Annotated in this window: 21 protein-coding genes; 9 read left to right on the top strand and 12 right to left on the bottom strand. The window is 42.7% G+C overall.

All coding sequences use genetic code 11. The annotated features are described in order from the left end of the window. Nucleotides 1-85: 85 nt before the first annotated feature. From rapZ to kdsA, 12 genes are all read right to left on the bottom strand, one after another. Entirely contained in the window at nucleotides 86-949 is an 864-nt protein-coding gene (gene rapZ / locus dnm_RS07655) for an RNase adapter RapZ (protein WP_207682087.1), read from the bottom strand. A gap of 57 nt (nucleotides 950-1,006) precedes the next feature. Then, nucleotides 1,007-1,465 carry a PTS sugar transporter subunit IIA gene (locus dnm_RS07650; protein ID WP_207682086.1) on the bottom strand — a complete coding sequence of 153 codons (459 nt, stop codon included), beginning with the start codon at nucleotides 1,463-1,465 and terminating at the stop codon, nucleotides 1,007-1,009. A gap of 69 nt (nucleotides 1,466-1,534) precedes the next feature. After that, a complete protein-coding gene (gene hpf / locus dnm_RS07645) occupies nucleotides 1,535-2,071 on the bottom strand; it encodes a ribosome hibernation-promoting factor, HPF/YfiA family (RefSeq protein ID WP_207682085.1) in 537 nt (178 codons plus the stop codon). A 3-nt stretch (nucleotides 2,072-2,074) separates the two neighbouring features. Beyond that, nucleotides 2,075-3,517, bottom strand: coding sequence for an RNA polymerase factor sigma-54 (gene rpoN, locus dnm_RS07640; protein WP_207682084.1), 1,443 nt, complete (start codon nucleotides 3,515-3,517; stop codon nucleotides 2,075-2,077). A gap of 54 nt (nucleotides 3,518-3,571) precedes the next feature. Continuing rightward, a complete protein-coding gene (gene lptB, locus dnm_RS07635) occupies nucleotides 3,572-4,312 on the bottom strand; it encodes an LPS export ABC transporter ATP-binding protein (RefSeq protein ID WP_207682083.1) in 741 nt (246 codons plus the stop codon). 145 nt (nucleotides 4,313-4,457) lie between these two features. Then, the gene (locus dnm_RS07630; protein ID WP_207682082.1) at nucleotides 4,458-4,883 is read right to left on the bottom strand and encodes a hypothetical protein; all 426 of its coding nucleotides are present in this window, start codon (nucleotides 4,881-4,883) and stop codon (nucleotides 4,458-4,460) included. A gap of 12 nt (nucleotides 4,884-4,895) precedes the next feature. Next, nucleotides 4,896-5,441 (bottom strand): hypothetical protein, encoded by a 546-nt coding sequence (locus dnm_RS07625; RefSeq protein WP_207682081.1) that lies wholly within the window; start codon nucleotides 5,439-5,441, stop codon nucleotides 4,896-4,898. 7 nt (nucleotides 5,442-5,448) lie between these two features. Further along, nucleotides 5,449-5,841 carry a HEPN domain-containing protein gene (locus tag dnm_RS07620; RefSeq protein WP_207682080.1) on the bottom strand — a complete coding sequence of 131 codons (393 nt, stop codon included), beginning with the start codon at nucleotides 5,839-5,841 and terminating at the stop codon, nucleotides 5,449-5,451. A 494-nt stretch (nucleotides 5,842-6,335) separates the two neighbouring features. Next, on the bottom strand, nucleotides 6,336-6,842 hold the full coding sequence (locus dnm_RS07615) for an LptA/OstA family protein (protein ID WP_207682079.1): 507 nt from the start codon (nucleotides 6,840-6,842) through the stop codon (nucleotides 6,336-6,338). 37 nt (nucleotides 6,843-6,879) lie between these two features. Beyond that, nucleotides 6,880-7,473 (bottom strand): LPS export ABC transporter periplasmic protein LptC, encoded by a 594-nt coding sequence (lptC, locus tag dnm_RS07610; RefSeq protein WP_207682078.1) that lies wholly within the window; start codon nucleotides 7,471-7,473, stop codon nucleotides 6,880-6,882. 152 nt (nucleotides 7,474-7,625) lie between these two features. Further along, entirely contained in the window at nucleotides 7,626-8,159 is a 534-nt protein-coding gene (locus dnm_RS07605) for a KdsC family phosphatase (RefSeq protein WP_246556242.1), read from the bottom strand. Next, nucleotides 8,156-8,974: a 3-deoxy-8-phosphooctulonate synthase gene (gene kdsA / locus dnm_RS07600; RefSeq protein ID WP_207682077.1), complete on the bottom strand. Its 819-nt coding sequence runs from the start codon at nucleotides 8,972-8,974 to the stop codon at nucleotides 8,156-8,158. Before kdsA ends, dnm_RS07605 begins: the two co-directional genes overlap by 4 nt. Nucleotides 8,975-9,248: 274 nt before the next feature. Here kdsA and dnm_RS07595 point away from each other — a divergent pair, with 274 nt between their 5' ends. From dnm_RS07595 to alaS, 9 genes are all read left to right on the top strand, one after another. Then, a complete protein-coding gene (locus dnm_RS07595) occupies nucleotides 9,249-10,640 on the top strand; it encodes a M23 family metallopeptidase (RefSeq protein WP_207682076.1) in 1,392 nt (463 codons plus the stop codon). Between the two features lie 150 nt (nucleotides 10,641-10,790). After that, nucleotides 10,791-11,657, top strand: a complete 867-nt coding sequence (locus dnm_RS07590) for a DNA-methyltransferase (RefSeq protein WP_207682075.1) — start codon at nucleotides 10,791-10,793, stop codon at nucleotides 11,655-11,657. A 13-nt stretch (nucleotides 11,658-11,670) separates the two neighbouring features. After that, nucleotides 11,671-12,423, top strand: coding sequence for a PmeII family type II restriction endonuclease (locus dnm_RS07585; protein WP_207682074.1), 753 nt, complete (start codon nucleotides 11,671-11,673; stop codon nucleotides 12,421-12,423). Between the two features lie 168 nt (nucleotides 12,424-12,591). Then, complete coding sequence (locus tag dnm_RS07580) at nucleotides 12,592-13,758, top strand: homocysteine biosynthesis protein (protein ID WP_207682073.1); 1,167 nt, start codon at nucleotides 12,592-12,594, stop codon at nucleotides 13,756-13,758. 289 nt (nucleotides 13,759-14,047) lie between these two features. Then, the gene (locus dnm_RS07575; RefSeq protein ID WP_207682072.1) at nucleotides 14,048-15,346 is read left to right on the top strand and encodes an AAA family ATPase; all 1,299 of its coding nucleotides are present in this window, start codon (nucleotides 14,048-14,050) and stop codon (nucleotides 15,344-15,346) included. Then, the gene (locus dnm_RS07570) at nucleotides 15,343-15,672 is read left to right on the top strand and encodes a hypothetical protein (RefSeq protein WP_207682071.1); all 330 of its coding nucleotides are present in this window, start codon (nucleotides 15,343-15,345) and stop codon (nucleotides 15,670-15,672) included. The genes dnm_RS07575 and dnm_RS07570 overlap by 4 nt, the downstream gene beginning before the upstream one ends. 276 nt (nucleotides 15,673-15,948) lie before the next feature. Next, on the top strand, nucleotides 15,949-16,527 hold the full coding sequence (gene thpR / locus dnm_RS07565) for an RNA 2',3'-cyclic phosphodiesterase (RefSeq protein WP_207682070.1): 579 nt from the start codon (nucleotides 15,949-15,951) through the stop codon (nucleotides 16,525-16,527). A 100-nt stretch (nucleotides 16,528-16,627) separates the two neighbouring features. Beyond that, nucleotides 16,628-17,713, top strand: coding sequence for a recombinase RecA (gene recA, locus dnm_RS07560; RefSeq protein ID WP_207682069.1), 1,086 nt, complete (start codon nucleotides 16,628-16,630; stop codon nucleotides 17,711-17,713). Nucleotides 17,714-17,778: 65 nt separating this feature from the next. Further along, nucleotides 17,779-20,400: an alanine--tRNA ligase gene (gene alaS, locus dnm_RS07555; RefSeq protein ID WP_207682068.1), complete on the top strand. Its 2,622-nt coding sequence runs from the start codon at nucleotides 17,779-17,781 to the stop codon at nucleotides 20,398-20,400. Nucleotides 20,401-20,471: the final 71 nt, after the last annotated feature.

Raw genomic sequence — 20,471 nt, 5'->3', positions numbered from 1 at the left:
GGATTTTTTCCTCGACCATGAAAAGGTTATAAAAATAAAAAATCGAATTTTTTCAGAATGCATTTTCATGGTAAAATCCTTGTAGTCATTTCTCAATATCCCGGTGCGTAATCTCAACCCTTCTGTTTGGTTTGTCTGTATGCTCAAACACAGCACGTGCAATGGCAACAGAACGATGACGTCCTCCGGTACAGCCCACTCCGATGGTCAGATAAGCCTTTCCCTCTTTTTCATACAAAGGGATTAAATAATCCAGCAAGTCCAGATACTTCTGTAGAAAGATACGAGTCGTGTTACGACTCAGAACATACCGCCTAACCTCCTCTTTTTCTCCGTCCAGTTCTTTTAATTCAGGCACAAAATAAGGGTTTGAAACAAAACGGACATCTATGATCAGATCAGCATCATGCGGAATACCGTACCGGAAACCAAACGACAAAATATTTATTTTCATCAGCGCAAATTTTTTAATTTTTTGCGCAATATCAAGAATAAGCGATTTCAGTTTGTGAACATTATAGCAGGATGTGTCAATAATCTGATCCGCGGATTCCCTGAGATGCCTTAGCTGGTCCCGTTCAATTCGGATGCCGTCTGTGACACTTTTCCCATGTGACAGCGGATGATATCGTCGCGTCTGGCTGTATCGCTGGACCAGAATCTTTTCATCTGCTTCAAGGAACAGAATTTCAAAATTACATCCTTTTTGCCTGAGAGATTCAAATATGGCTTCATATCCGGAAAGAAAACCCTTTTCCCGCAGATCCATCACAAACGCAAGCCCTGTGATTTCAGAATCGCCCTGAATCGGTAATTCCAGAAACTTGGGGAGAAGGGCCACGGGCATATTATCCACACAATAAAACCCCGCGTCCTGAAACGCGGCGATTGCCGTACTCTTACCGGAACCTGAAAGTCCTGTAATAATAAATATTTTTAAGTCGTTCATATCAGTTATCAGCTTGCCTTTTGTTTTGATTTACCCGTCACTGACCACTGAACCCTGTTAAAATGTTTCGTCTTCTTCCCTGATAATGTTGAAAATCTCATCACTGTCAACAGCATTGGACAATCTGTCCTTAAAAGGTTCATTTTTCAGGATTCTTGCAATCCGGGCAAGGAGGTTCAGATGAAGGCCAGTTGAATTCTCCGGTGTGATCATAAGAAAAAAAATATGGGCAGGACGCCCATCCATGGATTCAAAGTCAACACCTTTTCGGCTTAAACCAAACCCCATTGCCAGTGACTCAAGTTCCTTAATTTTACCGTGGGGAATCGCAATTCCGCCGCCGATACCGGTACTCCCGAGCCGCTCTCTTTCCATGAGTACCCGTACAAGGTCATCATGATTTATGTTGGCAATACGGGCCACCGGCATTGCAAGTTCCTCAATAACGCTTTTCTTGTCCCGGGACTTTAAATTGACAAGAACTGCCTCTTTTTGCAAAACATCAAGAATCTTCATATCAGTTGTCAGTTATTCGTTGTCAGTTATCCGCGAGCCGCTCGCAGTCCGCTGATAACTGACAGCTTTTCAGTTGCTGGGCTGAATCAGTCCGTAATGCCCATCATTACGATGATAAAGGACATTCACCCGGTCTGTTTTGGCATTTGTAAATACCAAAAAATTGTCGTCTCCGAGGTCCATCTGCATAACAGCCTCTTCAACATCCATGGGTTTGTATTCGATGTTTTTAACCTTTAGCTGCGTTGTTCCGGCCTCATCCTGCTGAGGCACAATGTCTTCAACAGCCATAACATCCGCCAACTTAGTTTTTCCTCCCCTGCGGTCCCTGGTTTTCTGCTTGTTTTTCTTTATCTGCTTTCCAAGCTTGTCCAGAACCATGTCAATGGATGAATACATGTCATCCGTTTCTTCTTTGCCATTTATGGTCAGCCTGTCACCGCTTATTTTAATTTCGGCAATATGACGAAATTTTTCAACCGAAAGAACCACGCTTGCTTCCGCAGGATTGTCAAGGAACTTGTCAAACCGGTCAAGCTTGCCGCTGACATAAGATTTCAACGTTTCCGAGGGATCAAGATTTTTAAAAGTCACAGATGTCTGCATGTTTTAAACCTCCCTGCTTTTTTTTCGTTTGTTGGATGGAAGTATCTTCAGCATTTCACGATACTTGGCTACTGTTCTGCGTGCGATGTTTATATTTGCCTTTTCCAATATCTTTGAGAGTTTCTCATCACTGTAAGGTTTCTGAGGATCCTCACTGTCAATGATCTGCCTTATCCTTTCCTGAACACTGACAGCCGCTAAGGCCCCGCCGCCTGAAATACAGTTGATCGAACTGTTAAAAAAATATTTCAGTTCAAAAATCCCCTGGGGCGTATAAGCATATTTGTTTGTTGTCACTCTGCTGACGGTTGATTCGTGCATGTCAATATCTTCTGAAACATCTCTGAGTACCATGGGCTTCAGATAGGCGATCCCTTTTTCAAAAAACTCCCGCTGAAACTTCAGTATGCTTTCCATCACCCTGTAAATCGTCTTCTGACGCTGATGAATACTTTTAATCAGCCATGCCGCGGAATTCAGCTTCTCATGCATATAATCCTTTGCGTTTTCCGTAAGTTTTCCGTCCTTGGTGATTGCTTTCTGATAAAAAGAACTGATGCAAAGCTTGGGCATTCCGTCCTCATTCAACGTGATCACAAAATCATCTTCCATTCGATAAACATAAATATCAGGCACAATATATTGGGGTTCCTCATCGCTGAACACACGTCCGGGCATAGGTTCCAGTCCTTTGATGATATTCACGGCAAAAATGACAGATGTCATATCTGTTTTTAAGGCTTTGCATATGGCGTTGTAATTTTTGTTTTCTATATGGCCAAGATGGTTTTTTATAATATCGGTCACAACGGAATCGCCAAACCCCAGATGCCGGGCCTGTATCATAAGGCATTCTGCAAGATCATGGGCACAGACACCGATGGGATCGAAAGTTTGCAACAAAGATAAGACCTGTCCGACTTTTTTACATGAAGCGCCGCTCGTTTTGGCAAGTTCATCCACAGGAACATCCAGATAACCCCTGTTATCGAGGTTCCCGATAATAAGGCTTCCGATATTTTTTTCTTCTTCTGTAGGAGATATCATCAGGAGTTGCCAAAGGAGGTGGTCGCTCAGAGAGTCCTTCTGTGCAATAAAAGACTCAAATTTCGGCGCATCTCTTCCTTCACTTTCAAAAGTGGCTTTTCCGGGAGAATTGTATTCATCAATATAGTTGCTCCAGTCAATATCATCGTTTATTTTTTCTTCAATGGTGACCTCTTTTTCCGAAGGAGCCTTTTCAACTATGATTTCAGATGGTTCCGTCTGATTTTCTTCAACTTCCGCATCGCTGATCTCCAATGCGGGATTTTCTTCCAGTTCCTGGTGTATGGCATCCATCAGTTCCAGTCTGGACAATTGCAGAAGCTTTATCGCCATCTGAAGCTGCGGTGTCATTACCAGTTGCTGGCTTAATTTAAGCTGTTGTTTTAATTCAATTGCCATTTTTTGTTATTTGTCATTTAGTTGTTATAAACAGCGAATGGCCAATGAGCGGCATTACAACCTGAACTCATCCCCTAAATAAATACGCCGGGCAGTCTGGCTTGACGCTATCTTTTCCGGGGACCCGGATTCAATTATTTTTCCGTCACTTAGTATGTATGCGTTATCACACACTCCCAGTGTCTCTCTTACATTATGGTCGGAAATAAGAACCCCGATCTCCCGCTGTCTCAGATGTGCGATAATGTTTTTAATGTCAATGACTGCAAGAGGGTCCACCCCTGCAAATGGTTCGTCCAGAAGAATAAAACACGGATCTGTGGCAAGTGCGCGGGCGATTTCCAGACGTCTGCGTTCCCCCCCTGAAAGCACAGTGGCGTTCTGATCCGCAAGATGTCTGATACCAAGTTCATTCAGCAGCCTGTCCGCGCGATCTTTCTGTTCTGATTTTGAAATGTGTCTTTCATCGCCCAGTTTCACAATTTCAAGAATCGCCATGATATTCTGTTTCACAGTCAGTTTTCTGAAAATCGAAGTTTCCTGGGGAAGATACCCCACGCCTTTGCGTGCCCTCAGATACATAGGGTAGTTCGTGGTGTCTTCATCGTCAAGAAAAACCTGACCTCCGTCCGGTCTCACCATTCCCACAGCCATATAAAACGTCGTGGTCTTACCTGCCCCGTTCGGCCCCAGAAGCCCTGCGACAACCCCGCTTTCAACGTTCAGACTGACAGAATTCACCACCTGCCTTCCATGATAAATTTTGACCAGATTTCTGAGAGATAATGTTGCCATTTTGTGATTTGTGATCTGCTATTATAGCGTTCTGGAAATCTTTGTGTTTGTTTTACAGCTAACATTAAGCGGCGACGAGGGCTTTACTGAGCAACTTCGATTGAGAAGCCGCCCCGCCGTCCGTTGCAATGACTGATTAGAATATTTATTTTTTATATGGCTCAAACCTTCTTCTGTCATAATAAAAACGAATAAAATCACCATCTGAATCTAATATTCCTAACACAACATCTAACGGCTCCAAAAAATAAGGACTCCCGCTACGTGCTTCAGAATCGAAAACTGGTTCATCAAGCAATTCTAAAATTATTACAGGCTGATTCTCTAAGGGAAGCCTTCTGTTTTTTAATCCCTTCTTCCATTTAACAATTTGTCCGACTTCAAAATTATCTTTTTTTAAAAATTTTTTATGCAATACCTTAAGATCGTTGATATAATTTTCATTATAATCAACCTTGTCATCAATTGATTTTTCCTGCGCTATCTGTAATAATGCAGACAGTAGTTTTTCAGCATCAGCTTCATCCACATGGATTTCCTTTTTAATCACTTCTTTTTTCTCTTTAGCCATTTCATCCTCATCTTAGTTAAGGTATTTAGAAGTATATTCTATATCGTTTTTTTCCAAATTGCCGCTAAAAGGCAGATGAACATCTTCTGGCGACGGAGTATCTATAGAACCTTTTATTTTATTCGGCTTGGAGGTATAGATAAGATATCTGATCAGGTCTTCCGCATGTTTTAAAGTCGTGTCTTCGGTGACAGGGGATTTTATAACAAAGCCACGCTTTATCATTAAACCATTTATCTCCACTTCGCTAAATTCTTTTGGATTTTTACCATTGCTAAGAAACTTTTGTATTTTTGTTATAAATTCGTCGTTTGGATCAAATAAAACCACTTTTGAAATTTTAAGTATTTCTTTTTTAGTTAAAACACGTTGAATTATATTTACAACAAATTTCAATGACTCAATATCTTCAGGGAACAAATTTTTGGAAGAAATAATTACATCCCACCTATCGTGAATATTATCTTCCAATTCAAAAAGTGCAAGCAGTTTAACATTGCCTTTTTTCTGGGAAACAATCTTCTCTATCGACTTAAATTTATCAATTATTTTATCCATAATATTATCATCTTAAAGCCTCTATTAATTTTTCGGTTGCATTAATCATATCATTAGTGGTGATTCTGTTTGCTGTGCCTAATGGTCGGTATCGATCTTCCGGTTTCCATTGAGTTACTACCGACCACTCTGAAAGAAATCTGTTTTTTATTTTATCTTCAACTCCTGAAAAAGCCAATAACGTATCTAAATTATGAGTTTTTAATGATTTATAATCTCTGAACTCACTGTTTGAACTTGGAAATCCCATCCATTTTAATGTTCTGCATATTCTTGCTTTTAACGCTAATTCAACAGCATAACCACATAGATATATAGCGGAATCATATCGTCTATTCCTAAACAAAATTTCTGAATCTTTTAAACGAGCTTTGGCAAGTTTTTTAAGTTCTTTTTTCAATATCATGCTAAACAGCAATGCTAAAGGTTAACTGTAAATGAGAAATATTTTACCGATCAGAGGCATAGCGCTCAAAATAAGCATCAGGGCGGAGTTAACGGAAAGCTTCGTAAAAGACCAGCCCGCCCCCCGTCTGCTTCGTTAAGGATTATGCCATGTTAAAAAAGTAATAAGTAAGTAAAGTAATCGCTTGGAAGCACTTCTCACTTATACCATGTCCTTACAAAAAAACTAGGCATAAATATTTGTAATAATAGCGTGGTCTATGGTTTTGCATGGCTATTTTTTTACACTGTGCCTTGTCGAATAACCAATTCAATACACCAAGCACTTTCTTTAAATATTCTGTAGCTGAGATATCTGAGCAGGGCATTTAGTAAAGATGTTATTCTTAAACTTGCCAAACTCCCAAGCTTTCCCTGTAGTGACGACACTTAAACAAATTTTTGACCTTTAAAAGATGCAGCATATATTTCCGCCAAAATCACCAATTACTACTTTATACCATTTTCACCAGGATAAAGCACTGCTTCCACCGGTTTATCGCTGTTGCTTTCAAATTTAATACGACCTTCTGCTCTGTAAAGCGTAATTTTTGATCCTGAAATTGAATTGTTTCCGCTGATCAGTTTTGAACCGGGGCCTGACAGCACAAGAACTTTATCCTTTGTTGTATATACGGCATGCTCTGTTTCTGCAACCTTATTGTCAAACTTTATTTTTACATTCCCCTCTGCCACGATTTTCTCAATGGCCTGCTCACCTGAAACCGGCTTCTGTTTATTCCCTGAAACTGCTTTATAAAAAACCCTGAGTCTGTCAGATGTGATCACCGTGTTTCCCTGGATGGCTCTGACATTTCCTGTGAATTCAGCGTATTTTGCCTCACTGTCAGAAACCAGGGTTTTTGCTGAAATACGAATTTTCCCTTTGTCATTCCCCGGGTCCGCTGCTGTCTCACCAGCATATGTAAAGAATATCGTCAAAAAAATCCATGACATAAATGCCGAGACAAACAAAAACCTGCTGAGTGTTTGTTTACATCGTGATATTCCCACCAAGCGTCCCCTTTACATTGCCCTCAAACACAGTTTTGTTTGTCTTTAAATCAAAAACCATGGAATCAGCCGAAAGATTAAATGCACTTCCTGTGACTTTCACCGGTGCTTGGGAGGAAAGCGTGCGCTGATGATGTTTATAATACAATTTTTCAGTCTGAAGCTCGCAGTCCTTATCCTTTATCACAACATTGCCTGTCACTTCAATATCATTTGAATCTGTTTTTAAAATTCCCTTATTTCCCGTAAGATGAACTTTGTTTTCGGATTTAAGAAAGAATGTCACCGCCAGGTTGTCAAAAACCGCCTGTTTTTTTTCATTGAGATAGCGTACTGAAACCGCCTCCAATATCCATTCCTTTACCCCGTTCCGTGTTGAGGTCTGATGAACATTGCCAATGCTTATGTTTGCGCTGTCCCGGATACCTGAAACAAATGTGTCGGATTTGTTCATTATTCCGCGATAGCCTACAAAAATTGCTGCTGTGCCTCCTAAGACAACAAGAATAAGCACCGCCAGAAACAATTTAAATTTCGGGGTTGAAAAAGCTGCCACAGCGTTCTTTTTTGCCACAGGTCTTTAATCGTTGAAGATTTCCCAGATTCAGCAGAACGAAAATCTCTTCCGGAGTGCAAAAAAACGTTTCGCTCTGTTTTTGCACTCCGGATTTATGAAAATTTTCGAGCTGCTGAGGTTCCAGAAACCTTGGAAATCTTAATTCAGTACTATAAAAAACGTGCCACTGTTTTTTCCCAAAGCCCCCGGGCTTTCAGGATTGCTTCAGACGCTTCCCTGACAGCCCCGGCCCCGCCTTTACGCTCCGTGACCATATCCGCGCCCTCGAGTACAGTATCATGGGCATCGGAAACAGCAATGGAAAGTCCCACGCGCCTCATCATGGAGATATCCAACAGATCATCCCCCATAAACGCGACTTCGGAAGAGCGTGTGCCAGTTTGTTCCAAAACAGCATCCAAGACATCGGCCTTGTCAACCACCCCGTCAAAAATAAGATCAATACCGAGATTTTTGCACCGATGAAGCAGGGCTTCTGAGCGTCTTCCGGTTACAATGCCGACCGTTATTCCTGCTTTCATAAGGAGTCTGATGCCGGCACCGTCCCTGACATTAAACGTCTTGATTTCAGCCCCGGTATCAGTGTAAGTGATACTGCCGTCAGTAAGCACGCCGTCAACATCCAGAAGCAGCAATTTTATCTGTTTCATTTTGGTTGTTATTTCGGAAGCTGTACAGGTCATAGCACCTCTTTAATGGCTTTCAGCTGGGAAAATAATTCATGAAGCATATCCAGCCTTAATGAATTGGGTCCGTCACAAAGGGCCTTGTCAGGTTCTTTGTGAACTTCCAAAAAAATACCGTCCGCGCCTGAGGCAACTGCCGCTCTGGCAAGAATCGGGGCAAATTCCCGCTGCCCGCCGGAACGGGTCCCGGACCCTCCGGGAAGCTGGACACTGTGTGTCGCGTCAAATATGACCGGGTATTCTGTTGCATCCTGCATGATTTTTATACCGCGGAAATCTGCGATCAGATTATTGTATCCGAACATTGTTCCTCTGTCCGTGACCAGAATCCGCTTGTTTCCTGTGGAAGTCACTTTTTCCACCACATTTATCATATCCCACGGCGCGAGAAACTGACCTTTTTTAATATTAACAGGTTTCCCTGTTTTTGCAACAGCTAAAATAAAATCTGTCTGCCGGCATAAAAAAGCAGGAATCTGGATGATGTCCAGCACTTTGGCGGCCGCGTCAATCTCATTTATTCTGTGAACATCTGAAAGTATCTTGACATCAAGTTCTGTCCTGATACGATAAAGAATTTCAAGCCCGGCCTCTGTCCCGGGTCCCCTGTAAGAGCGGATGGATGTCCGATTGGCTTTGTCATAGGATGCCTTGAAAATAAAGGGGATTTCCAGTTTTTGGGTAAGGTCTTTGAGAAATGAGGCGATTTCATAGGTCGTTTCATAATCTTCTATCACACACGGACCTGATATCAGAACAAGGGGAAAACCATGCCCAATCGAAATGTTTTCTATTTTAACAATATTGCTCATAGGTTAACAGTTTGGTTTTGTTGTTTTTTTTGGATTTGTCCGACAAAGCGGGCCAAACAGATGAAGCGCGCCGGACCCGTAACGCGGGTTTAATATAATCCCGATTGCTTAATCTCTCAGACGCTTAAACAATAATCGTTATTTATCGTGTACGCAATTAAAAGTCAAGAAACGAAAACAGGCCTTGATCACCGTTTTTTTAATTGCTATTATTCATTATAAAATCTGACAGCAAAAATGAGAGGATAACCTATTGAAAATTAAAAAGCTAATTATGAGAAATTTTAAATTGTGGTTTGTTATGGCGGTATGTATTTTCGTTATTTTGCCGGCCATCTTTATTTTGTACACAAAATTGGAAGGGGAAAACCCGTCTGTTGAGTCAGACCTCACGTTTTCAGCAATCGGCGTGTCTCAGGAACTTTCTTTTTCGATATCTGATGCCAAAAGCGGCCTGAGGCAAATACAGATGGTTCTTTTGAAAAACGGCAAGGAATTTGTTTTGCTTGAAAAAAACTTTTCATCCGGGGGGATTTTCGGAATCACAAAGGTCACTGAGGACGCTTTCAAAATTCTGGTTGAACCGGGGAAAATGGGAATTACCGATGGCAAAGCAACTTTTCTTATAAGCGCGACCGATCATTCCTGGCGCAGATGGTGGAATGGCAATAAAACACTTATTGAAAAAAAGGTGACAATTGATACAAGACCCCCTCGCATAGATGTTTTAAGCGAGACGCATAACTTCGCGCAGGGCGGATCAGGTCTTGTCATTTACAGGCTGTCCGAACCCTGTCCTGAAAACGGGGTTTATGTGGGGGAAAATTTTTTCCAGGGATATTCGGGCCGGCAGGTCATTGGAAATCCCCATATTTCGGATGTTTTTATGGCCTTTATCGGGCTGAATTATAAACAGAATCCCGGCACAAATATTTTTGTCAGCGCCACGGACCAGGCAGGCAATATCGCTAAAACAAGATTTCCTTATTATATAAAAAAGAAAAATTTCAAAACAGATGTCATTAATATTTCCGACGGATTTCTTACATGGGAAATGCCAAAATTTGACAGCGGGATAGCCAAAAGTCCTCAGATATCTGATCTTGAAGAATTCCTTATGATCAACAACAATCTTCGCGCGGCAAATGCAGCGAAAATGATAGAAATCACGCGGAATACCAGCGGGGTGAAATATTGGAAAGGAACGTTTCTGAGGCTCCCCAAGTCTGCAAGAAAAGCAGGCTTTGCTGATCATCGCGAATACAAATACAAAGAGGATATCATTGATCATCAGGTTCATCTGGGAATAGATTTGGCTTCAATTGCCATGTCACCGGTTCCGGCAGCCAATAGCGGAAAGGTCGTTTTTGTGGGAAAGATAGGAATTTATGGCAAAACAGTAATCATTGACCACGGTTTCGGGCTGTTCAGCACATATTCCCATTTAAGCAGTATCCGGGTGCAAAAAGATCAGATTATATCAAAAGGGGACCCCGTAGGAAAAACAGGAAAAACAGGATTTGCTTTTGGTGATCATCTTCATTTTGGCATGATTGTTCATAACACCTTTGTAAATCCCATTGAATGGTGGGATTCCCACTGGATAAGAGATAATATTTCAAGAAAAATCAAAACAGCCAAATCAAATTTGAACAATAGCTTTTAACTCAATGATCAGGTTTGCTGACCGGGTCCGGACAGAAAAAAAACTGATCATCGAGTTTAAGAAAAAAATTTCGGGGAGGAATGCAAAGTCCGCTTTGTACTTTTCCCCCAATTTTTATCGTTGAATATCTAAAACAAGAGAGTATAACTAATGGAATTTTTAAATAAATTTATTTTAGGTGATTGTGAAAAAGTATTAGAAGGATTGCCTGATGAATCAGTTGATCTGATTTTTACTTCCCCTCCTTATGCCGACCAAAGGAAAAGTATTTATGGCGGTATAAAACCTGATAAATATGTGGAATGGTTTTTACCGAAGGCCAAACAATTCAAGCGTGTTCTTAAACCTGGCGGGTCATTTATTTTAAATATAAAAGAAAGAGTGGTAAATGGCGAAAGACACACATATGTTATTGATTTGATATTAAAAATGAGACAACAAGGCTGGCTGTGGACCGAAGAGTATGTCTGGCATAAAAAGAATTCTTACCCCGGCAAGTGGCCCAACAGATTCAGAGACAACTGGGAGAGGCTTATTCAATTTAATAAACAAAAAAAATTCAAGATGTTTCAGGAAACAGTTATGGTTCCGGTAGGTGACTGGGCGAAAAATCGTCTGGCAAACCTGAGCGAAACCGATAAGATACGGGATGAATCCAAAGTCGGAAGCGGATTCGGAAAGAATGTTTCAAACTGGAAGAATCGTAAAATGGTATATCCGACAAATGTGCTTCATATGGCAACCGAGTGTGCGAATCGCAAGCATAGCGCAGTGTTTCCTGTGACATTGCCTGCCTGGTTTATCAAACTTTTTACAGAACAGGGTGATGTCGTATTGGATCCTTTTGTAGGTTCAGGTACGACAGCGGTAGCTGCCATAGAGCTTGGCAGAAATTATATTGGTATTGATATAAATGCGGAATATATAGAAATATCAAGGAAACGAACTTCTCAAATTCAGATTCGGTTACCCAATGTAGCTGAAAGTCAAACTGAATTTGAAACAATTTTAAACTGAGGAAATAATTGTTATGATGAATATGAACCTTGATGAAGTTAATAAATATGTGAACGAAAATATTGTTGATTTTCATCAGCGCAAAGTAAAATCTCTTGAAGAACTGAGTCTCAAAAAGTTATTAAAAAAAAATCCGTATCTCTTCAAAGCAAAGAATGTGATCACAGCTAATGAATTTATAACAAACCTGTTGGAAGCATTTCTATCATCATCCGAAGAAAAATTATTCGGTGACTTCCTTGAGGGTTTGGCTATTTTTATCGCACAAGAGACTTGCAACGGACATAAATCAACCGCTCCCGGTGTTGATTTGGAATTTTTTCACAAAAATATCCACTATGTTGTCTCTGTCAAATCAGGAACAAACTGGGGTAACAGTTCTCAGCAAAACAGATTGGAGCAGGATTTAAAAAATGCTGTCATCAGAGTAAAACAGGCTGGTCGGGGTGTCAATGTCCAACCTGTTCTGGGTATATGCTATGGGAAAACAAAAACAAACTATGTGAGAGGTTATTTAAAAGTTGTCGGGCAGAATTTTTGGTATCTGATCAGTGAAAATGAAAATTTATATACTGATATTATTGAACCCATAGGCTATAAGGCACAAGAGCATAACAAAGCTTTTCTGCTTGAAAAGGCAAGAGTAATAAACAGATTTACAAAATTATTCATTGAACGATACTGCGATGAAAATGGAAGTATCAACTGGATAAAACTTGTTGAATTTAATAGTGGAAACTACGACTTAGATAAATTTTTACCTTAAAAGAATTAAAGCCGTCCAACCAATTGTTGTAAATGGACGGCGGGGACGGGTTCTCAGCCGAAATTGCTTCAGCAAATCCCCCGCTGCCTCTGAACTCAGTCGTTTAAGATCAGGGGGAAAAGATCAGGGGGAAAATGCTTATCTGACCCCGCGCCTTGGGAGAATGGAATGAAAGAACATAAAATAAACAAGACCTACCAGGAGATCAATGAAAAGATCAGATCTGGTGAAGTGGTTGTGGTGACAGCCGAAGAAATGATTGATATTGTAAAAGACGAGGGCCCGGTTGAGGCCGCGAGGCGTGTTGATGTTGTGACAACAGGGACCTTTGCCCCCATGTGTTCTTCCGGGGCATTCATTAATTTCGGGCATTCTGTTCCGGGGATAAAAGCCTCGGAAGTCTGGCTGAACAATGTGCCCGCATATGGGGGCGTTGCCGCTGTGGATTGTTATCTCGGCGCCACCCAGCCTTGTGAGGATGATCCCTTAAACAAGGTATATCCGGGTGAATTTAACTATGGCGGAGGGCATGTCATCCAGGACCTGCTCGCTGGAAAAAAAATTCATTTAAAGGCAACCGCTTACGGAACCACCTGTTATCCCAACCGCATGATTGAAAAAAAAGTCACGCTGGAAACACTTCCCAGCGCCACGCTCTGCAATCCGAGAAACGGGTATCAGAATTATAACTGCGCCATCAACCTGAACAAAAAAACAGTTTATACCTACATGGGCGCATTAAAACCCAGGGCCGGCAATGCCAATTACTGTTCAGCAGGGCAGTTAAGCCCTTTGTTTAATGATCCGTATTACAAAACCATCGGTCTGGGCACACGGATATTTCTGGGCGGCGGAACCGGATATGTGACATGGCACGGCACCCAGCACAAGCCCTCGGCAGACCGAACAGAAAAAGGCGTTCCTGTCACGCCTGCGGGGACTTTGTTTGTCATGGGCGATTTGAAACAGATGCGCCCCGAATGGCTTGTGGGCGTGAGTATTCAGGGATACGGATGCTCACTTGCCGTGGGGCTGGGGGTTCCCATTCCCATATTAAATGAGGAAATGGCCCAATACACCGCGGTATCAGATGAGGACATATTTACACAGATCATTGATTACGGTCATGATTACGGAAACGGCATTTCAAAAACTTATGGTCAGGTCAGTTATGCTGAACTGAAAAGCGGTTCGATAAAACTCAATGGCGAAGATGTGCCCACGGTTCCCCTTTCCAGCATGGTAAAGGCCCGTGAGATCGCTGATATACTGAAAAAACAGATTTCCGAAGGGACATTTTTGCTGGGAGAACCTCAGTTTACGCTTCCGGTTTAATTGGTCTGATGATTTTTCAGATGGTGTTCCAAAATTGGGCATAATCCGATAGTTGCCATATTCAGCAGATCGAAAAGTTTTCGGACTGTAGCGGGGCAGACATGACGGACGGGGGGAAATCCGGGTTTTTCCGGCCGGGGAGACACTTCGTCCGGGAAAAAAAGCTGGGTTTTTCCGCTGTTCCGCACACAGCCCGGAAACTTTTCGATCTGCTGATATTGATTCAATGTGTTACAGCGTTTGTATCCGGTTTTGGAACACTGGCCAAATTTTACAGGAGGATATAAGCATGATTTACAGCTTCAAAGCAGAACAGACAGACGCAGGTTTGAATTTTGACATTTGCCTTGATAAAAATAAGAGAACGTACTGCTTTATCGGAGAAAACGGAGCTGGCAAGACAAATCTGCTTGAGAACCTGGCAAGGACGCTGATTTATTGTCATTCAATGTTTAATGAAAAAAAAGGTCATCTGAAATACGCAGCATTTTTTTTTGAAACCTATATTATTGATAAAATAAAAGATTTTAAATTAGATTTGCCCCTGAATATTTCTCTGAATGAAAATAAAATAAAAGACAGAGACAAAGATAAATTCAGATTTGCCATTTTTGAATATATTAAAAATACAAGTTTTGTTATTGACAAGCCAATTGTCTTCATCGGCGCAAAAAACAGGGGCTACACAAACAACATTGACAGAGAGCATGTCAGAATTCTGGGCAATTCATACGACCGTTTTTTAGAAGCCTTTTACAGAAGTTTTAATTATATGTCCGGCAAATCAGTCGGAGAAACAGAAATTGCGGACTGGTTCAGTTCAAGACTTATTATAAATCCGAATTTCGTTCTCCAGCATCAGAACAAAATGTCTGAGATTGTGAATCTTTTGATACTGATACAGGAACTGGAGCCTGCCTTACAAAATTTGGTTGTGAAAAAGAACGGCCAAACAAATGTTGATATTTTGTTTAACGAGGGAGAATTACTTTTTAATAAAATTCCGATAGACAAACTTGCAACCGGTTATGTTGCCATTATTAAAATATTTCAAGAGATTATAGCTGGTTACGGCGGATGGACAGGTCTTATTGATCCTTCAGCCGATTTAAGCAATGTCGAAGGGCTTGTCTTTATTGATGAAATTGATTCACATCTTCACCTAAAATGGCAATACAGAATTATTCCGCTTTTAAAAACGTTTTTTCCAAAAACGACTTTTTACATTGCCACGCATTCTCCGGCCATTGTTTCCGCAACAGAGCAGGGAGAGGCGTATGAATTAAAAAGACAGGGGAATAATGTTACCGCAGAAAAATTGGGGAATCCGAGGGAATGGTATCTGGCTGATGTGTTCTCCCAGGCTTTTCATGTGGATTTTGATGCTGTTCAGGCAGAACCGGAGGAGGGAATCCCGGGTCTGACTGAGATGCTGAAAGATTTCAGCGTGATGGTAAAAGACCATATCAACAAAGAGCAGAATCTGAAGCAGGAGATTGAAGAGTTGTATCAAAAGATTCTCCCGAGTCTGGCAGCGGATGATCCCCGGCGTCGGTCTCTTGATTCTTTAAAGAGTCTTGTGAAATGAAAAAAATAGAACGCCTATCTCCCCCTGACTGCCTGGATAATGATATAAAAACGTCGAGGAACAGAAAAATAAGGTTCTATGAGAATCTGAAAGATAAATACGGCGATATCCGTCCCCGTTGGAATACGACCTGTAAGGATGAGGACGGAATATCAAGGATCAGAAAACAACTGTCAGAAATGTCAGACGGCTGTTGCGGCTATTGCGGAGATAAACTGACAACCATGTCCTCGGAACTTTTGGAATGGGAAGGAGATATTGAAACACTGAAGCGGCTGGAAAAGAAATTAACATCGCTTAAAGAGATAAGTTTTGAATATGAATGATTATATTTCAAGAATCGAAAGATTGATCCAATCATGCTTCAGCATAAGCGGGTATCAGTTGAACACAGACAGGGGCAGGCTCGAATGACAGCGCGTGCCGCTGACACTGCGGAAACTACAGGAAAGGGAAGGTGTTTTTTTCCTTTTCTTATCCTCTTTCCTTGTACTTTCGGAAGCATAACGAAACAACAAAATCCGTCAGAATCAGCAACAGCTAAAACAGCAATTAACAATAAATTCAGCATATTAAAACTTTTTTTTTAAGGAACAGCTAAGATGCCTGACACCATACGAACATTCATAGCAATTGAGCTTCCCTCCGACATCACCGCTCATATCAGCGATGTTCAGAAGCGCCTTAAAACTTTCGGATTTAAAATGAGATGGGTTCGTCCTGAAAATATTCATCTGACCCTTAAATTTTTAGGTGATATTAACAAAGCTGATATAGAAAAAGTGGGGAATGCCATGACTCACGCCGTAAAAGAATGTACGCCTTTATCTCTTGCCGCAAAAGGAATCGGCGTGTTTCCGGGCATTAAACGCGCCCGGGTCATATGGACGGGGCTTAAAGGTGATATTCATCCGCTCATTGAATTGCAAAAGAACCTTGAAGGAAATTTGGAAGGAATCGGTTTTCCCAAAGAAAAGCGGCCCTTTAAAGGACATCTCACCCTTGCCCGGGCAAAGGGAAACATGGATCCCCAAAAACTTCTTGACGCAATAAATGAAATCGGGAATTCTGAGTCGGAAACATTTTTTGCAGATAAAGTTATTCTGTTTAAAAGCGAACTGAAACCCACAGGAGCTGTTTACACAAAACTCATGAGCGCAGATTTTATGACAAGTCCGTAGGTATTTGGTGATATACGAGTCATTGTTCAATAGAGGACATGGCCAAATCACAAACCACAAATTACAAATTAAAAATTACTAAATCACGCAGGAGGATGGAATGAGCGTTTCATCGGACAAAAACAAGGCGGTGGAAACCGCCATGATGCAAATTGAACGACAATTCGGCAAGGGATCCATTATGAAACTGGGAAGCAAACCCATTGTCGAAGTTTCCATAATACCCACAGGCTCTCTTGCGCTTGACAAGGCCCTGGGCATCGGCGGAATTCCCAGAGGGAGAGTGACGGAAATTTTCGGACCTGAGGCATCCGGCAAGACAACCCTCGCGTTACATGCGGTTGCCCAGGCCCAGCAGCAAGGCGGCATAGCCGCTTTTATTGATGCCGAACACGCGCTGGACACAGTATATGCTAAAAGACTGGGGGTGAACTGCGATGAGCTGCTCATCTCCCAGCCGGATACCGGAGAGCAGGCCCTTGAAATAGCGGAAATGCTGGTAAGAAGCGGTGCCATAGATGTGTTGGTGGTAGATTCGGTCGCGGCCCTCGTTCCCAGGGCGGAAATCGAAGGGGAGATGGGAGACGCGCACATGGGCCTTCAGGCCAGACTCATGTCCCAGGCATTAAGAAAGCTGACCGGAACCATCGGCAAAACCATGACCGCCATGATCTTTATTAACCAGATTCGTATGAAGATCGGCATTGTGTTCGGCTCTCCCGAAACCACGACCGGCGGAAATGCCCTCAAGTTCTATTCTTCTGTCAGGCTTGAGATCCGAGGAAAAGGCGCCATCAAAGACGGGCAGGAAATTGTCGGAAACCGGACAAAGGTTCGAGTGGTTAAAAATAAGATGGCACCGCCTTTTAAGGAAGCTGAATTCGATATTACCTATGGTGAAGGAATATCAAAAACTGGCGACCTTCTCGACATGGGTGTTGAAATGGGAGTGATTGACAAAAGCGGTTCCTGGTACTCGTATGAAAAGGAACGCATCGGCCAGGGACGTGAAAATATAAAGAAGTACCTCCAGGAACATCCTGAAACTTACGATGCCATCCTTCTCAAAGTCAGAGAGACAATGGATATCTCCAAGACAGAAGAAAAAGCGGAACAAAAACCGCTGTCAGCAACAGAACAAAAAACGGATTTTGACAATTCATCAGATGATGAAACCGAAGCATAAAAAATAAGTGTTTGGTGTTTGGTATTGGCTGAACACCGAACACCGAACACCAAACGGAGTAATCAATGACAGGCAACGAGATACGCAAAAAATTCCTTAAATATTTTAAAAAATATGACCATCAGATTGTAAGAAGCTCATCCCTTGTTCCCCAGGATGATCCCACGCTGCTGTTTACCAATGCGGGAATGGTTCAGTTCAAACGCACCTTTTTAGGAGAGGAAAAGAGAAACTATGTCAGGGCCGCAACTTCTCAGAAATGTGTAAGAGCCGGAGGAAAACATAATGATTTGGAAAATGTGGGTTATACGGCCAGACATCATACCTTTTTCGAGATGCTGGGCAATTTTTCCTTTGGAGATTACTTCAAAGAAAAAGCCATTGAATTTGCCTGGGACCTGCTGACAAACGGATATGCTCTGCCAGTGGAGAAACTCTGGGTATCCATCTATCTTGATGATGACGAGGCATATGATCTCTGGCGCAAAGTTACCGGTATTCCCGAAGATCGGATTGTGCGTTTCGGAGAAAAAGATAATTTCTGGTCCATGGGAGACACGGGGCCATGCGGGCCGTGTTCCGAGATACATATTGACCGGGGCGAAAAATTCGGATGCGGCAGGCCCGACTGCAAAATCGGATGTGAATGCGACCGATATCTTGAGATATGGAATCTGGTTTTCATGCAGTACAACCGGGATGCTTCAGGAAAAATGGAGCCGCTTCCCAAACCCAGCATTGACACCGGAATGGGGCTTGAGCGCATTGTCTCGATTATTCAGAATGCGCCCACAAATTATGACACGGATCTGATGATGCCGATCATTCATAAAGTCGAGAATCTTTCTGAAAAAAAATTGGGAGAATCCTCAGACCTCGACATTGCCATGAAAGTCATCGCGGACCACAGCCGGTCGGCCGCGTTTCTTATCGGGGATGGTGTGCTTCCGTCTAACGAAGGCCGGGGATATGTGCTGCGCCGTATCATGCGAAGGGCGATCCGCTACGGCCGCAACATCGGCCTGACAAAGCCGTTTCTGTCTGAGACCGCAGGCGTTGTCTTTGATATCATGAAATCCGCGTATCCTGATCTGTCAGAAGCAGAGGCATTTATCACCAATGTGATCAGAAATGAGGAAAACCGTTTTTCAGAAACCCTGGATACCGGTCTCAGACTCTTAAACGATACCCTTTCGGATGTGAAGGCAAAAGGCCAGACAGAAGTCCCGGGCGATGTCATATTCAAGTTGTATGACACTTACGGATTTCCGGTGGATATTGTTCGGGACGTGGTCCGGGATGAAAAAATGACCCTTGATATGAACGGGTTTGACGAGAACATGAATAAGCAGCGTGAGATGTCCAGGTCCGTGGCAACATTTTCCAAGACCAGTGATGCTTACAAAAACCTTTCGGCCCGGGGAATAAAACCTGAATTCGTGGGGTATGACAGGATATCGTGTGATTCAAAAGTGCTTGTTCTGGTGGCAGACGACAAAGAGGTTCAGGAAGCTTCTGCCGGAAATGCGATTGCCCTGGTCACGGAAAAAACGCCTTTTTATGGCGAAGCCGGAGGACAGGCCGGAGATACCGGGAAGATTACCGCGGAAAATTTTGAAATGACGGTCTCAGAGACCATAAAGGACCCCACGGGGCTGATTATCCACAAGGGAAAAGTCGTTTCCGGCAGTGTTAAGAAGGAAGACACTGTGACACTTACTGTTGACAGTGTATCTCGTGACGCGATTGCCTGTAATCACACGGCCACTCATATCCTCCATTCTGCCCTGCGCGAAGTTTTGGGAGATCATGTAAAACAGGCGGGGTCGCTCGTTGCCGCGGACAGGCTCCGCTTTGACTTTACGCATTTTTCCCTGGTGGATACGGAATCGCTGAACAAAATCGAAACCCTTGTCAATGAACATATACGGAAAAACGTGCCGGTTCATAAAGAAGAAATGGGAGCAGAAGAGGCGTTCAAATCAGGGGCCACAGCGCTGTTTGAGGAAAAATACGGTGATCGGGTCCGGGTGATTTCCCTGGCCGATTTCAGCAAGGAACTGTGCGGCGGAACCCATACAAAAAACACAGGGAATATCGGTCTGTTTAAGATCGTGGGAGAATCCAGCGTGGCTTCCGGAGTGAGAAGAATTGAGGCCCTGACCGGTGACGCTGCCCTGGCGCATACCCAGAAGACTTCGGGTATTGTCCAGGAGGCAGCCAATCTTCTTAAAGAAAAGCCGGAAATACTTGTGCAGCGGATTGAAAAAACCCTGGCGGCTCACAAGGCCCTTGAGAAAGAAGTGGAGAAACTCAAAGCAAAAATGGCATCTGCATCCGCGGATCAGTTTGAAGATGATATTAAAACCATAAACAGTGTAAAGGTTGTCGCGAAGAAAGTGTCTGTTGACAATCCGGGCGCACTGAGGGATTTGGCGGACAAATTCAAAGATAAGATCAGTTCGGGGGTTGTTGTCCTAGGCAGCGTCGCAGGGAATAAAGTACTTCTCATTGCCGTGGTGACAAAGGACCTTACGAAAAAATTTCATGCGGGAAATATTGTAAAACAGGTGGCCTCGGTCGTTGGCGGCGGCGGCGGCGGGCGGCCCGATATGGCACAGGCAGGCGGAACAAAGCCTGAGAAATTAAATGAAGCCCTTGAAAAGGTGTATGAATTGGTAGCCTGAGATCAACCCTCATAGTCATTCCGGAATGCAGGAATGTAGGGTGGGTGGAGCGAAGCGCAACCCACCCTACA

Origin of the sequence: Desulfonema magnum (assembly GCF_017377395.1) — a bacterium.
Lineage (GTDB): Bacteria > Desulfobacterota > Desulfobacteria > Desulfobacterales > 4be13 > Desulfonema_C > Desulfonema_C magnum.
Note: the sequence above shows the minus strand (reverse complement) of the source record. Positions and strands in the feature narration are given on the sequence as shown.